The following is a 15,190-nucleotide window of genomic DNA, read 5'->3' as shown; positions in this document are numbered from 1 at the left end:
TCGGCAATCGGCCCGAAGCCTCGTGCGGCAAAAATCCGACAGCATCGGTCGTTTTCCGTGGCACACCGGGCAAGCCTTTGCGTCACGGCTTGGTTCTCGCTGGAAACTGCACTATCTGCATTGCCGAACGCCGAGGAAAGATCATGTCCGTCACCAAGGAAATCGTCACCGAGCGCCTGAAGACGGTCAACGGGCCGGACTTCACCGGCAACATCGTCGATCTCGGCATGGTTTCCGAGATATTCATCGCCGATTCGAAAGTCTTCTTCTCGATCACCGTTCCCGCCGCCAGGGCGCAGGAAATGGAACCGCTGCGCGCCGCCGCGGAGCGCGTGGTCAAGGCAATTCCAGGGGTTGCCGGCGCCGTGGTGGCATTGACCGCGGAGAAGAAAGGCGGCGGGATGGAAGCGCCGGTGCCAGCGCGCCCCGTGGCCAGACCGGTACCACCCGCGGCTGCCGCCCCGCGCCCCGCGCCGCATGCTCCCGCGTCGCACGGTTCGGGCAAGCGCGGCGTGCCCGGTATCGAGGCGATCATCGCGGTTGCTTCCGGCAAGGGCGGCGTCGGCAAGTCGACCACCGCCGTCAATCTGGCGCTTGGCCTTGCTGCCAACGGCTTGCGGGTCGGCGTGCTCGATGCCGACATCTACGGCCCGTCCATGCCGAAGCTGCTCAACATCCATGGCCGGCCACAGACGGTGGACGGCAAGATCCTAAAGCCGATGGAGAATTACGGCCTCAAGGTGATGTCGATGGGCTTCCTCGTCGATGAGGAAACGCCGATGATCTGGCGCGGGCCGATGGTGATGTCGGCGCTGACGCAGATGCTGCGCGAGGTCGAATGGGGCCGGCTCGACGTGCTTGTCGTCGACATGCCGCCCGGAACCGGCGACGCGCAGCTGACCATGGCGCAGCAGGTGCCGTTGGCCGGCGCCGTCATCGTCTCGACGCCGCAGGACCTGGCGCTGATCGATGCCCGCAAGGGGCTGAACATGTTCAAGAAGGTCGACGTACCGCTGCTCGGCATCGTCGAGAACATGAGCTATTTCATCGCGCCCGATACCGGCAAGCGCTACGACATTTTCGGCCATGGCGGCGCGCGCCGCGAGGCCGAACGCCTCGGCGTCACCTTCCTCGGCGAAGTGCCGCTGGAAATGGGCATCCGCGAAAGCTCGGATGCCGGTGCGCCGGTGGTTGTCTCGAAGCCCGATGGCGCCGAAGCGAAAACCTATCGCGACATCGCCGCCAAGGTCTGGGACAGGGTCAACGAAGAACGCGGCGCGGCCGAAGCGGCCGTGCCGAGCATCGTCTTCGAGTGACCTCTATTTGGTTTTGACGCAATTCCCAAGCGAAGGGCTACGCGCTTTTGCCGGGAAAACCGTGTCACACTTTTCCTGGCATTGCCCTGGCGGGAGGGTCAGCCGCTGACCTTCTCGCCGAAACTCGAAAAGAACTGCCCGGCCAGTTTCTTCGAGGTGGACTCGATCAGCCGGCTGCCGAGCTGGGCAATCTTGCCGCCGACATCGGCCTTGGCCGCGTATTTGAGCACCGTGGCATCCGGCCCGTCCTCGCTCAGCGTCACGTCGGCGCCGCCCTTGGCGAAGCCGGCAATGCCGCCCTTGCCTTCGCCCTGGATGGTGTAGGAATGCGGCGGCTTGAGGTTTTTCAGCGTCACTTCGCCGTTGAAGGTCGCCTTGATGGGCCCGATCCTCAGCACAACCGTCGCGGCCATCTCGGTCGGCGACTTCATGTCGAGGCTTTGGCAGCCGGGAATGGTCGCCTTCAAAACCTCGGGATCGTTCAGCGCTTCCCAGACTTTTTGCAGGGGTGCGGCAATGCGTTCCTCGCCTTCGATCACCAAAGCCATCAAGAACCTCCCGGAAACAATGGTCGAAGCCCTAGCGCAGGGGCGCTGTTGTGTCTATCGCACCAAAGTGCGGGTTGGGAACGCGCGTGCCCCTTGCTTGCATTGACGCGTTGTCATATCGATTTGTCATACAAATACGGAGACCGTGATGGCCGGCGCCCCCACCAAGAAGAAGAAATTCCGCTCTCAGGAGTGGTTCGACAACCCCGACAACCCCGGCATGACGGCGCTCTATCTCGAGCGCTACCTGAATTACGGGCTGACGCGTGCCGAACTGATGTCGGGCAAGCCATTGATCGGCATCGCCCAGACGGGCTCGGATCTGTCGCCCTGCAACCGACACCATATCGAGCTCGCCAAGCGCGTGCGCGAAGGCATCGTCTCGATGGGCGGCATTCCCTTCGAATTCCCGTGCCATCCGATCCAGGAGACCGGCAAGCGCCCGACCGCGGCCCTTGACCGCAACCTTGCCTATCTCGGCCTCGTCGAGGTGCTCTACGGCTACCCGCTCGACGGCGTCGTGCTGACCATCGGTTGCGACAAGACGACGCCGGCGCTGCTCATGGCGGCGGCCACCGTCAACATCCCGGCCATCGCGCTGTCGGTCGGCCCGATGCTCAACGGCTGGCACAAGGGCAAGCGCACCGGCTCCGGCACCATCGTCTGGGAATCGCGCCAGCGCCTGTCGGCCGGCGAGATCGACTATGACGAGTTCATGGACATCGTCGCCTCCTCGGCACCCTCCACCGGCTACTGCAACACGATGGGCACCGCCACCACGATGAATTCGCTGGCCGAGGCGCTCGGCATGCAGTTGCCGGGCTCGGCCGCCATCCCGGCCCCTTACCGCGAGCGCGGGCAGATCGCCTACGAGACGGGCAAGCGCATCGTCGACATGGTGCATGAGGATTTGAAGCCGTCGGACATCATGACGCGCAAGGCGTTCGAGAATGCCATCGTCGTCAATTCCGCGATCGGCGGCTCGACCAATGCGCCGATCCATCTCAACGCCATTGCCCGCCATCTCGGCGTGCCGCTCGACAATGACGACTGGCAGAAGATCGGGCTCAACGTGCCGCTCCTCGTCAATCTGCAGCCGACGGGCGAGTATCTCGGCGAGGATTATCATCACGCCGGCGGCGTGCCGGCCGTTGTGGCCGAGCTGATGAAGGGCGGGCTGCTGCCGCATCCCGATGCCCTGACCGCCAATGGCAAGTCGATCGGCGACAATTGCAAGGCGGCGGCGGTCGAAAATGCCGACGTGATCCGCAGCGTCGACAAGCCGCTGAAGGTCAATGCCGGCTTCATCAACCTCAGCGGCAATCTGTTCGATTCGGCGATCATGAAGACCAGCGGCATTTCGCCGGAATTCCGCGAGCGCTACCTCTCCAACCCGAAGGACCCGGAAGCCTTCGAAGGCAACGCCATCGTCTTTGACGGCCCCGAGGATTACCACGCCCGCATCGACGACCCGGCGCAAGGCATCGACGAACACACGATCCTGTTCATGCGCGGCGCCGGCCCGGTCGGCTATCCCGGCGGTGCCGAGGTCGTCAACATGCAGCCGCCGGCCTACCTCATCAAGAAGGGCATCCATGCGTTGGCCTGCATCGGCGACGGCCGCCAGTCGGGCACGTCGGGTTCGCCGTCGATCCTCAACGCCTCGCCGGAAGCCGCCATCGGCGGCGGACTGGCGCTGCTCAAGACAGGCGACCGCGTCCGCATCGACCTGAACAAGGGCACCGCCAACATTCTGGTCAGCGACGAAGAGATCGCCAAGCGGCGCGCGGCGCTGCAGGGCAATGGCGGCTACCACTATCCGCAGCACCAGACGCCATGGCAGGAAATTCAGCGCGGCATGGTCGACCAGTTCGACCATGGCATGGTGCTGAAGCCGGCGGTGAAATACCAGGATGTCGCTCACACCAGGGGCGTGCCCAGGGACAATCACTGATTGGTCCGGGGACAATCACTGACGCTGCATCGACGGCGGCCTGGTCAAACGGGCCGCCATCGTTTTGCGCTCAGGGTGGTTCGTCCCGGTCGAGATCGGTCACGATCCTTGACAAGCGCTCCCAACAAATCCACCATTGTGGCCAAGGGGTGCATCGCGACGACCCCGTGAGGCGTCAGCCCAACGTTCGCGTCCAGGCTTCTCTATCAGGAGGTGGACGCCATGCCGTCAACAACCGCAATCACTGTATCGCAACTGTCCCGTCTGGTCGGCCTGCCGGGAGCCCCGGCAATCATCGATGTTCGTATCGATGAGGATTTCGACGCCGATCCGCGCCTGCTGCCGGCCTCGATCCGGCGTGACTTCAAAACCGTTTCGGCCTGGGCGCCCGATTTTGCCGGCAAGGCCGTCGTGGTCGTATGCCAGAAAGGCCGGAAGCTCTCGCAAGGTGTCGCCGCATGGCTGCGTCATGAGGGGATTCCCGCCGAATCCCTTGAAGGCGGTTTCGAAGCCTGGCGCGAGGCGGACGAGCTCTTGATCAGCACCGACAAATTGCCGCCGCGCGACGAAAAGGGCCGCACCGTGTGGGTGACGCGGGCACGCCCGAAGGTCGACCGCATTGCCTGCCCCTGGCTGATCCGGCGTTTCGTCGATCCTCATGCGGTCTTCCTGTTTGTCGAGGCGGCCGAGGTGCCTGCTGTCGCAGACCGTTTTAACGCCGTGCCTTTCGACATAGACGATGTGTTTTGGAGCCATCGTGGTGAGCGCTGCACCTTCGATACGATGATCGAGGAATTCGGGCTGGAATCCAAGGCACTCGACCGCCTCGCCGCCATCGTGCGCGCGGCCGACACCGCAACGCTCGATCTGGTGCCCCAGGCGGCCGGCTTTCTGGCTGCCTCGCTTGGCCTGTCGCGGATGTTTCGCGACGATCTGGAACAACTGGAAGCAGGCATGCTGCTCTACGATGCGTTCTTCCGCTGGTGCCGCGACGCCACCGAGGAAACCCACAACTGGCCGAGCGGGGGTAAACCGTCATGAGCGCCGTTACGCCTGCCCGCAGGTCCGGGAACGTCGAGGCGCCGGCTGTGCCGCCCTTCGCCGAAGCCGTCAAGGTCTGGGCGAAGATCGGACTGCTCAGCTTTGGCGGGCCGGCCGGGCAGATCGCCCTGATGCACAGGGAATTGGTCGAGGAAAGGCGCTGGATCGGCGAACAGCGCTTCCTGCATGCGCTGAACTACTGCATGCTGTTGCCTGGCCCGGAAGCCCAGCAACTCGCCATCTATATCGGCTGGCTGCTGCACAGGACGATTGGCGGTCTTGTCGCCGGCATCCTGTTCGTCGTGCCCGGCGCGCTCGTCATGCTGATCCTGAGCAGCCTCTACGTGCTCTATGGCGACATGCCGCTCGTCGAGGCGCTTTTCCTCGGGGTGAAGGCCGCGGTGCTTGCCATCGTCATCGAGGCGGTGATCCGCATCGGACGGCGCGCACTGAAAAACCCGGCCATGGTGTCGATCGCGGTCGCGGCCTTCATCGCTATATACGCGTTGAATGTGCCGTTCCCGCTGATCATCCTGCTCGCCGGCCTGACAGGATGGCTGGGAGACCGCCTCGCCCCCGGCCTCTTCTCAGGTTCGGCGCATGGCAAAGATGATGGTCCCGACACCAAGGGAGCGGTCGACCTGATGTTCGAGCGCGGCGAACTGAACCATGTCAGACCGACCAGATGGCACGCGCCGCGCACTGTTGCGATCTGGCTGCCGATCTGGCTCGGGCCGCTTCTTCTCATCTGGTGGTTCACCGGCTCTGCCAGTGTGTGGACCGAGATAGGCCGGTTCTTCAGCCTGATGGCGGTCGTCACTTTCGGTGGCGCCTATGCGGTGCTGGCCTATGTCGCCCAGGCAGCCGTCCAGTCCTTCGGCTGGCTGTCTCCCGGTGAAATGGTTGATGGGCTTGGGCTTGCCGAAACGACGCCTGGCCCACTCATCCTGGTGTTGCAGTTTGTCGGTTTCATCGCCGCGTTTCGTCACTCCGGGGCACTCAACCCATTGCTCGCCGGATCGCTCGGAGCGCTGCTGACCTTGTGGGCGACCTTCACGCCGTGCTTCTTCTGGATATTCCTTGGCGCTCCCTATATCGAGGCCTTGCGCGGCAACAGGGCCTTGTCGGCGGCGCTCGGCGCGATCACCGCCGCCGTCGTCGGCGTCATCATGAATCTCGCTTTGTGGTTTGCCTTGCACGTCGTTTTCCGTGAAGTGCACGCAATGAGCCTCGGCATGAATCTGCCGGTGCTTTCGTCGATCGACTGGCGTGCCGCGCTGCTTTCATTGGCCGCGATGATCGCCATCCTGAAGCTGAAGATAGGCATGCTGCCGACGCTCGCCGGATCGGCCCTTGCCGGTGTCTTGCTGCTGGCGGTGGGCGGCTAGATGTTCGCCTGCCTTTGTATTCCGCTTGCGCACGACTTAACTGGTTGCAAACGGACTGGAAGATGATGGCGCAACGACGCTCCTCCCTCGGCTTTCTCGGCATGTTCGGACGCTCGGGCGATCTGAGGCAGCTTGATACCGCCTTGCGCGGCGCGGATTTGCATCCCGCCCTCGTGCCGGAGGGCGTGAAGCTCACGATCGTCAATCTGATGAAGGATCGCTGGCCCGACGAGCCGCCGCCGCGGGCCTATCCGGACGTCGCGCGGCTGTTCAGCTATTGCATCGCCGGTCCGGAAACCTTCGAAAGCTCGCATGGCCTGCAACAGCGGCAGGACGTCGAACGCCGGATCGAGGCCGCGGTGGAAGCCGGCGACAGTTTCGATGCTCAGATCGTGCTGATGGCTCTGCACGCCAAGCTGATCAATGCCGAGGTCGTCGAGCGCTACGGGCTGGGCGTCGACTAGGGCATTGATCAGGCGATAATGCCGGCCCGCAAACCGGCTATCCACCCATATTGGCGCGCGGCAGCTTGATCATGTCGCCGAACCGGGCGCGCAGTTTGTCGTCGAGCAGTTTTGGTACATGGCGCGGGAAGCGCTCGGCAAGGATGCGCTTCTTCTCGATGATCGCGCGCTGCAATATGTCGGGACGGCCCTTCTCGTTCCATTCCTTCGGCGAAAAGCGGTCGCCGACGGCCGGGTAGAAATATTCCGTCTGCATCAGCCGCAGCGTCTGCTCGTTGCCGAGATAGTGCCCCGGTCCATTCAGGCAAACTTCGGCGATGGTGTCGATCGACAGCGCTTCGTCGGTCACCTCGATGCCGCGCACGCAGCGCAGGCAATGGCCGAGCATGTCATTGTCGATGATCAGGCTTTCCAGGCAGAAGCCGAGCAGCGAGGCATGCATGCCGGCCGACTCATAGACGAGGTTGAGTCCGGCCAAGCCGGCCATCACGTCGGTGATGCCCTTTTCGTAGCCGGACTGGATGTCGGGCAGTTTCGAATCCGTCATGCCGGCGGCCGAACCGCCCGGCAGATCGTAGAACTGCGCCATCTGCGCACAAGCCGCGGTCAGCACCGCCTGTTCGGCCGAGCCGCCCGACATGGCGCCGGTCCGCAGGTCCGACACGAACGGCCAGGTGCCGAAGATTGCTGGATGCCCCGGCTTGATGGCGTTGACATAGACCAGGCCTGCCAGCACTTCGGCCACGGCCTGCACGACGGCACCCGCAATCGCCGCCGGAGCGGTCGCGCCGGCCTGGCCGGCCGACAAAAGCAGGATCGGGATGCCGCCTTCGACGCAGGCCTCGAGCACGCCGCAGGCGTCCTCGGCGAATTTCATCGGCGGCACGACGAAGCAGTTCGAGTTCGACACGAACGGCCGGGCGCGGAAATTCTCCTCGCCGCCGGCAATGGCATAGAGCATTTCCAGCGCCGGCTGCACGTTCTCGCGCACCGTGAACGAGGTGCCGACATGCTTGGACGTTCCCATCACGCAGGCATAGAGCGTGTTGAAGTCCATCTCGAGCGGATCGGGAATGTCGCGCGGCACCATCGGCCGCTGGAAGAAATGGATGTTGTCGAGCCCGTCGACGATGCGGGCGGCGTCATAGATATCCTGCAGCAGCGACTCGCGGTATTCGCGCTTCTCGACATCGACCAGATGGACGGCGGCGCCGGCCGTGCCGTAGTGCACGCGCTTGCCCTGGATCACCATGTCGTGTTTCGGGTCCTGGCCGTGCAAGGTGAAATTGCGTGCCGCTTTTTTGATGGTGTCGAGCACCAGAGAGCGCGGGAAACGGATCCGGCCGTCATTGCCATAGGTGGCGCCGGCCTTGGTCAGCGCATCGATGCAGGAGGGGATGGCATTGGCGAAACCGACCGTCTCCAGCAGCGTCAGCACCGCCTCGTGGATGCGCTCCTGGTCGTTGCCGCGCAACGGTCCGTAGCTGCCGCCCTCAAGGCCGGCGCGCACCGGCCTGATGTCGTCGGCGAGCGGCGCTGCCCGCATCGCGCGGCGCGCTTCGCGTCCACCGGAGCGGCGCGAGCGCTGATCCGCCGCCGCTTCCTGCTTTTCAAGAACCACTGACATGGAGGCACTCCACCTTTCTCGGAAACAGGGCGGCGGTTGGTCCACCATCGGCTGCTTCTTCCCCTTTGTGCCACGACTATGCCGCCGGCATTGGCACAGACCATGAGCCAGCCGGTCTGGTTGCATATGCCAGCGCTAAAGCAAGCGGGGCCGCGATCGGGCGGCCCCGCTTCAAAGGATCGGATAAGTGGATCAGGCGGCGGCGGGCCTGCGTCCGGCGGCGGTGGCCAGTTCCCGGATGCCTGGCTCGATGTGCTGCAGCGCGATCGAGGAAATGCCCAACCGCATGAACCGCGAAGGCTTTTCGGTGCGGTCGAAGAAGCGGTCTCCCGGCTCGATGATAACGCTGCGCGAGGCCGCGGCCTCGGCCAAACCGCGGGAATCGGTGCCGCGCGGGCCTTCGAGCCAGAGCGACGTGCCGCCAGCCGAGTCGGTCGAGCGCCATTCCGGCAGGAAAGCGGAAATCGCATGGACCAGACGTTTGCGCCGTTCGTCGAAGGCGCTCGACAGACGCCGCACCAACGCCTCGTGATGGCCGAGCGACAGGAAGAGCGCCACGGCACGCTGGTTGTTGGCCGGTGGGTGGCGCAGCATGAAGCGGCGCAGTGCCCTCAGCTCCGAGATCAGGCCGGCGGAGGCCACGATGTAGCCAAGCCGCAGGCCCGGAGCCAGCGTCTTCGACATAGAGCCGACATAGACGACGCGACCGGACCGATCGAGGCTCTTCAGCGCCTGCTGCGGCGCCTCGTCGAGAAGCTGGCTGTCATAGCCGTCCTCGATGATGATCTGGTTGTGCCGGTTGGCACGCGCCAGAAGATCCTGTCGCCGCTCGGCCGACAACGGCACCATGGTCGGGCAATGATGGCTCGGCGTGACGAAGACGAAGCCGGAATCATTGGGGATAGAAGAGGTTACGATGCCGGATTGGTCGACTGGCACCGGCTGGATGTCGGCGCCGGCAAGCCGGAAGATCGAGCGCGCGTCGGGGTAGCCGGGGTCTTCCATCGCCACCTTCGAGCCCTTGGTCATCAGCAGCGAAGCCAGCATGTAGAGTGCGTTCTGGGCGCCGAGCGTGACGATGATCTCGTCGGGATTGGCGAAGATGCCGCGCCGGGGCAACAGCCGCGCCTGGATCTGCTCGATCAGCAGCGGATCGTCGCGGTCGACCATGTCCGACGCCCAGTTGCGGATTTCGAGCACCGCCAGCGCCATGCGGTTGCACTCGCGCCACTCGGCGGTCGGGAACAGCGCCGGGTCGAATTGGCCGTAGACGAAGGGGTAGGACGACTTGATCCAGTTCTCGTGCTTGGCGGGCGGCGGCATGTCGCTGGCGGCGATCTGCCGGCGGGCCTTCCAGTCGATCTCATTGGCCTGGTCGGGCGCCTTCTGGTGCGGCTTGGCCGGTGTTGCCAGTACGTCGGGATTGACGAAGTGGCCGCGCCGCTCGCGCGCCACCAGGAACCCCTGGTCGACGAGCTGCTGGAAGGCCAGCACCACCGTTCCGCGTGCGACGCCCAGCTTCTCGGCCAGGATCCGGCAGGAGGGAAGCGGCATCGAGGCGGCGATCTGCCGGTCGAGAATGGCGGCCACGATGGCCTGGCGGATCTGCGCCTGCAGGGTCTGGCCGGATTCGGCCGAAATCCGGAACAGGCCGGACCATATGGCCGTGTCGTTGCGCTGTGGCATGGGAAATCTTCCTCGGATGGCCAGCCATTTTCATTTGGCTGGACCAGTCGAGTGTATGGGTGGCACAAGGGGTTGCGCCAATCAATTTTTCTGATCTTTGGGATTTATGCCAGTGATCCTTCAACCAAAATGGGGCTCTGCGGCCGCCCGGATCGACACATTGTGTCATCGCATCGTGATGCGATGCGGCATCACCGCGTATTGACCGCACGGAATTCGGCTCAATAGGTTTGTCGCGACGACACGCGCCGGAAACATCCGGTCTGATAAGGTGAGTCGAAAAACGCCAGGAGCTCCCCGCCATTGGATAAGTCAGCCTTCCAGAAACAGCTCGCCGCCTTGCGCGATCATCGCACCGCGGCACCTGCCAGCATGCGCCAGGCCTTCGCCGCCGATCCACAGCGTTTCCAGACGTTCTCCGCCACCGACGGCGACCTGTTGCTCGACTGGTCGAAATGCGCCGTCGATGCCGTCACCATGGACCTGCTGGAAAAGCTCGCCGCTGCTGCCGATCTCGAGGGTCGCCGCGCCGCCATGTTCGCCGGCAAGAAGATCAACATCACCGAGGACCGGGCAGTGCTGCACACGGCTCTGCGCAATCTCAGCGGCAAGGGTGTCACGGTCGACGGCCAGGACGTGAAGGCGGACGTCATTTCCGTGCTCGACGCGATGGGCGCCTTCGCCGATGCCATCCGCTCCGGCAACGCGCTAGGTGCCACCGGCAAGAAGATCACCGACATCGTCAACATCGGCATTGGCGGCTCCGACCTCGGCCCGGCCATGGCCACGCTGGCGCTGGCGCCCTATCATGACGGGCCGCGCGCGCATTATGTCTCCAACATCGACGGCGCCCATATCCATGACACGCTGAAGGGCCTGACGGCCGAAACCACGCTGTTCATCATCGCCTCCAAGACCTTCACCACGGTCGAGACGATGACCAACGCGCAGACGGCGCGCGACTGGGTGCAGAAGGCGCTGGGCAAGCAGGCGGTCGGCAAGCATTTCGCCGCCGTTTCGACGGCGCTCGACCTGGTGGCCAAGTTCGGCATCGAGCAGGACCGCGTGTTCGGTTTCTGGGACTGGGTCGGCGGCCGCTATTCGGTCTGGGGGGCCATCGGCCTGCCCGTGATGATCGCCGTCGGTCCAAGGAATTTCCGCGCCTTCCTCGAGGGCGCGCATGAGATGGACGAACATTTCCGCACCGCGCCTCTCGCCGGGAATCTGCCCGCGCTCCTCGGTCTGGTCGGCTGGTGGCATCGCGTCATCTGCGGCTATCCGGCCCGCGCGGTCATCCCCTATGACCAGCGCCTGTCCCGGCTGCCGGCCTATCTGCAGCAGCTCGATATGGAATCGAACGGCAAGGGCGTCACCCTCGACGGCACGCCCGTGGCGACACCGACCGGGCCGCTGGTCTGGGGCGAGCCGGGCACCAATGGCCAGCACGCCTTCTTCCAGCTATTGCACCAGGGCACCGACTTTATCCCGGTCGAGTTCCTTGCAGCGGCCGTCGGCCACGAGCCGGAGCTCAAGCATCAGCATGATCTGCTGCTCGCCAATTGTTTGGCGCAGTCGGAGGCGCTGATGAAGGGCCGCACGCTGGACGAGGCGCGCGCGCAGATGCTGGCCAAGGGCATGAAGCCGGCCGATGTCGACAAGATTGCGCCGCATCGTGTCTTCTCCGGCAACCGGCCTTCGGTGACCATTCTCTATCGCAAGCTCGACCCGCGCACTTTCGGGCGGCTGATCGCGCTCTATGAGCACCGCGTCTTCGTCGAGGGCACGCTGTTCAATATCAATTCCTTCGACCAGTGGGGCGTCGAACTCGGCAAGGAGTTGGCGACCGGCCTGCTGCCTGTCGTGGAAGGCAAGGAAAGCGCCGCAAACCGGGACGCCTCGACCAGGGGCCTTGTGGAACGCATCCACCAATTGCGCGGTTCGGAGTGACTGATTTGGCAGACATCAAGGGTATATTGTTCGACAAGGACGGGACACTTGTCGACTTCAACGCGACCTGGCTCGGCGTGGCCGATTTCATGGCCATGGATGCCGCCGATGGCGACCGCTGGAAGGCCGACAGGCTGCTTGCGGCCGCCGGCTTCGATTTTGCCAACCGGCGCTTCAAGCCGGATTCGATCTTTGCCTCGGGCACCAACATGGATGTCGTCGAGCTGTGGTTCCCGCGTCTGTCCGACGAAGACCAGATGCTGGCCGTCGCCCGCTTCAACGAGATCACCTCGGTGCAGGGCTCGGCGATGGCGGTGGCGCTGCCGGGCATCGTCGGCACCTTGGCGGTGCTGCACAAGAAATCCTACCGGCTTGGCGTCGCCACCAATGATTCCACCAGCGGCGCGGAAAAGACCCTGGTCACGCTGGGCGTCGCCCAGCTGTTCGACGCCGCCTATGGTTACGACGCGGTCGCCAATCCCAAACCCGCGCCCGACACCATCCTGGCCTTTTGCGACCTCACCGGCCTGAAGCCGGCGGAGGTCGCCATGGTTGGCGACAACCGCCACGATCTCGAAATGGCGCGCGCCGGCGGCTGCGGTCTGGCGGTGGGCGTGCTGTCCGGCACCGGCACGCGCGAATCGCTGGCCGGCATTGCCGACGTGGTCCTCGATTCCGTCGCCGACCTGCCGGACTTCCTGTCGACGCGGGTCAAGGAGACGGTTTAATCGCTCCCGTCAGCGCGGGCGCGGTCTCGAAACGAAAGACGCCGCTCGGTTTCAGCGCGGCGTCTTTCACGTCGCCGAAATCCGGCACCTGATATTCGGCGAGCAGTCGCAGCCGGGACAGCGGTAGGTCATGGCGACGGGGATCGCCGACCAGCACCTCGATGCCGGCTGCCAAACAGCGATCGAGGAACGGGATAACACGCAGAGCGACTTCGTGGCCGTAGAACACATCGCCCGCAAGCACGAGGTCGACGGCCGGCGGCGGACCCCTGGTGATATCCTGGTGGACGATCGTGATCTCGACGCCGTTTGCCTGCGCGTTGAGCCCGATAGCGGCAACGCCGTTGCGGTCGATCTCGGCGGCGATCACCTCGCCTGCGCCGGCCTTGGCGGCGGCAATGCCGACAATGCCCGAACCCGCCCCCAGGTCTAGCACGCGACGGCCCGCCACGGTCATCGGATTGTCGAGGACGTGGCGCGCCAGCACCGCGCCGCCGGCCCAGGCATAGGCCCAGTAAGGCGGTTGCTGTTCTGGCGCGTCGCCGTCCGCGTCAGCATCGTCTTCAGGATCGACGAGCCGTCTCAACCCGCTGCCGGGGTGGGCGCTGTAGAGCCGGATTTCGGCGAGCGCCGGCACAGGAACAAGGCGCATGTTCGTCTTGATGAAGTCCGCCGGGTCGAAGCGCGGGCGGCGGCTTGGCAAATCCTTGCCCGGCGCCTCGTCGCCGACGGAATCTGCTCCCACTAGGCGCGCAGTGCCCGCCGCAGGATCTTGCCGACCGGCGTTTTCGGCAATTCGGTCCTGAACTCGATATATCTGGGCCGTTTGTAGCCGGTCAGGTTCTCGCGGCAAAAAGCGGTGATGGCTTCCACGGTCAGGGCCGGATCCTTCTTGACGATGAACAGCTTCGGCACTTCGCCCGAATGCTCGTCCGGCACGCCGATCGCCGCGACTTCGAGAACGCCCGGATGCATGGCCACGACCTCCTCGAGTTCGTTCGGATAGACGTTGAAGCCCGAGACCAGGATCATATCTTTCTTGCGGTCGACGATCTTGGTGTAACCGCGCTCGTCCATGAAGCCCATGTCGCCGGACTTGAAGTAGCCGTCCTTGGTCATCACCTTGGCGGTCTCTTCGGGCCGGTTCCAGTAGCCCGCCATCACCTGCGGTCCCCTGATGCAGATCTCGCCGACCTCGCCGAGCGGCAAATTGTTGCCGTCATCGTCGCGAATAGCGATTTCCGTCGAGGGCAGCGGCAGGCCGATCGTGCCGGTGAAGTCACCGGAACTGAACTTGTTGGCCGTCGCCACCGGGGACGTTTCCGAGAGGCCGTAGCCTTCAGTGACAGGGCAGCCGGTCAATGTCTTCCAGCGTTCGGCGACGCCCTTCTGCACCGCCATGCCACCGCCAAGTGTCAGCACCAGCGGCTTGAAGTCTAGTTTGCGGAAGTCCTCATTATTGAGCAGCGCGTTGAACAGCGTGTTCAGGCCGGGAAAGATGTGGACCGGATACTTTGCCAGTTCCTTGACGAAGCCCGGAATATCGCGCGGATTGGGAATGAGCACGTTGCGAGCGCCTTGCTGCATGCCCATCAGCGCGTTCACCGTCAGCGCGAAGATATGATAGAGCGGCAGCGCGCAGATGAAGTTCGGGTGGGCCGGCTTCGGCTTGATCGTATAGGCGTCTTCCATCCACTGCGCGTTCTGCACGACATTGGAAAGCACATTGCGGTGCAGCAGCGTGGCGCCCTTCGACACGCCCGTGGTGCCGCCCGTATACTGCAGGAAGGCGACGTCGTCGGCCGCAACCTTGGCCGGCTTGAAGTCAAGCCCGGCGCCGGCCTTCATCGCCGCGTTGAACTTGACATGCCCAGGCAGCGACCATGCCGGCACCATCTTCTTCACGCGGCGCACGACCAAGTTGACGATCGTGCCCTTGAGGCCGCCGAGCATGTCGCCCATGGCCGCGACCACGACGTCCTTGACGGCGGTTCTGGCGATGACCGCCTGCAAGGTGTTGGCGAAGTTTTCCAGGATGACGATGGCTTGCGCGCCCGAATCCTTGAGCTGGTGTTCCAGCTCGCGCGGCGTGTAAAGCGGATTGATGTTTACCACGACATATCCGGCGCGCAGGATGCCCATCATCGCCACCGGATATTGCAGAACGTTAGGCATCATGATGGCGACGCGCGCGCCCTTTTGCAGCCCCTTCGATTGCAGATAGGCACCGAAGGCCGCCGACAACTGCTCGACATCGGCGTAGCTGATGGACTTGTCCATGCAGGTGAAGGCCGGCTGGGCGGAAAACTGCTTGCAGGCGGCGACCAGGAAATCGCCGATCGAACTGTAAGGCAACGCGCCGATCTCGGCCGGAACATTTTTCGGATAGCTCTTGAGCCAAGGCTTTTCGGGCAGGCCGGCGGCAAGTTCCGTGAGCGCCCTCGGTAACCGCTTGGCGTCAGCTCCCGCCGGTTTCGATGGCGGCGCCGCG

The 15,190-nt window shown here is 64.2% G+C and carries 12 protein-coding genes; 7 read left to right on the top strand and 5 right to left on the bottom strand.

The window, feature by feature from the left end:
- The first annotated feature begins 143 nt into the window (after nucleotides 1-143).
- A complete protein-coding gene (locus C1D09_RS20735) occupies nucleotides 144-1,316 on the top strand; it encodes an Mrp/NBP35 family ATP-binding protein (protein WP_143976063.1) in 1,173 nt (390 codons plus the stop codon).
- Between the two features lie 98 nt (nucleotides 1,317-1,414).
- Here C1D09_RS20735 and C1D09_RS20730 read toward each other — a convergent pair whose 3' ends face one another.
- On the bottom strand, nucleotides 1,415-1,864 hold the full coding sequence (locus C1D09_RS20730) for an SRPBCC family protein (RefSeq protein ID WP_143976062.1): 450 nt from the start codon (nucleotides 1,862-1,864) through the stop codon (nucleotides 1,415-1,417).
- Nucleotides 1,865-2,012: 148 nt separating this feature from the next.
- Here C1D09_RS20730 and C1D09_RS20725 point away from each other — a divergent pair, with 148 nt between their 5' ends.
- From C1D09_RS20725 to C1D09_RS20710, 4 genes are all read left to right on the top strand, one after another.
- A complete protein-coding gene (locus C1D09_RS20725; protein ID WP_143976061.1) occupies nucleotides 2,013-3,818 on the top strand; it encodes an IlvD/Edd family dehydratase in 1,806 nt (601 codons plus the stop codon).
- A gap of 222 nt (nucleotides 3,819-4,040) precedes the next feature.
- On the top strand, nucleotides 4,041-4,859 hold the full coding sequence (locus C1D09_RS20720; protein WP_143976060.1) for a chromate resistance protein ChrB domain-containing protein: 819 nt from the start codon (nucleotides 4,041-4,043) through the stop codon (nucleotides 4,857-4,859).
- Nucleotides 4,856-6,247, top strand: a complete 1,392-nt coding sequence (gene chrA, locus C1D09_RS20715; RefSeq protein ID WP_143976059.1) for a chromate efflux transporter — start codon at nucleotides 4,856-4,858, stop codon at nucleotides 6,245-6,247. Before C1D09_RS20720 ends, chrA begins: the two co-directional genes overlap by 4 nt.
- A gap of 65 nt (nucleotides 6,248-6,312) precedes the next feature.
- A complete protein-coding gene (locus tag C1D09_RS20710; RefSeq protein ID WP_143976081.1) occupies nucleotides 6,313-6,711 on the top strand; it encodes a hypothetical protein in 399 nt (132 codons plus the stop codon).
- Nucleotides 6,712-6,748: 37 nt separating this feature from the next.
- Here the strand turns inward: C1D09_RS20710 and C1D09_RS20705 are convergent, their stop codons facing one another.
- Both C1D09_RS20705 and pdxR read right to left on the bottom strand, forming a co-directional pair.
- Nucleotides 6,749-8,338 carry a trimethylamine methyltransferase family protein gene (locus C1D09_RS20705; protein WP_143976058.1) on the bottom strand — a complete coding sequence of 530 codons (1,590 nt, stop codon included), beginning with the start codon at nucleotides 8,336-8,338 and terminating at the stop codon, nucleotides 6,749-6,751.
- Between the two features lie 192 nt (nucleotides 8,339-8,530).
- Complete coding sequence (gene pdxR, locus C1D09_RS20700) at nucleotides 8,531-10,024, bottom strand: MocR-like pyridoxine biosynthesis transcription factor PdxR (protein WP_010913204.1); 1,494 nt, start codon at nucleotides 10,022-10,024, stop codon at nucleotides 8,531-8,533.
- A gap of 303 nt (nucleotides 10,025-10,327) precedes the next feature.
- On the opposite strand from pdxR, the gene pgi reads away from it, so the two are divergent.
- Nucleotides 10,328-11,971, top strand: a complete 1,644-nt coding sequence (gene pgi, locus C1D09_RS20695) for a glucose-6-phosphate isomerase (protein WP_143976057.1) — start codon at nucleotides 10,328-10,330, stop codon at nucleotides 11,969-11,971.
- 5 nt (nucleotides 11,972-11,976) lie between these two features.
- Entirely contained in the window at nucleotides 11,977-12,699 is a 723-nt protein-coding gene (locus tag C1D09_RS20690; RefSeq protein WP_143976080.1) for an HAD family hydrolase, read from the top strand.
- On the opposite strand, the gene C1D09_RS20685 is transcribed toward C1D09_RS20690, so the two are convergent.
- The gene (locus C1D09_RS20685) at nucleotides 12,683-13,351 is read right to left on the bottom strand and encodes a class I SAM-dependent methyltransferase (protein ID WP_143976079.1); all 669 of its coding nucleotides are present in this window, start codon (nucleotides 13,349-13,351) and stop codon (nucleotides 12,683-12,685) included. The two genes, C1D09_RS20690 and C1D09_RS20685, sit on opposite strands and share 17 nt — an antisense overlap.
- A 92-nt stretch (nucleotides 13,352-13,443) precedes the next feature.
- The coding region (locus C1D09_RS20680) for a long-chain fatty acid--CoA ligase (RefSeq protein ID WP_246135820.1) at nucleotides 13,444-15,190 on the bottom strand (1,747 nt) is incomplete at its 5' end.

Source organism: Mesorhizobium intechi, assembly GCF_002879535.1.
In the GTDB taxonomy this organism is placed as follows: domain Bacteria; phylum Pseudomonadota; class Alphaproteobacteria; order Rhizobiales; family Rhizobiaceae; genus Mesorhizobium; species Mesorhizobium intechi.
This window is presented reverse-complemented; position numbering and strand designations above follow the sequence as displayed.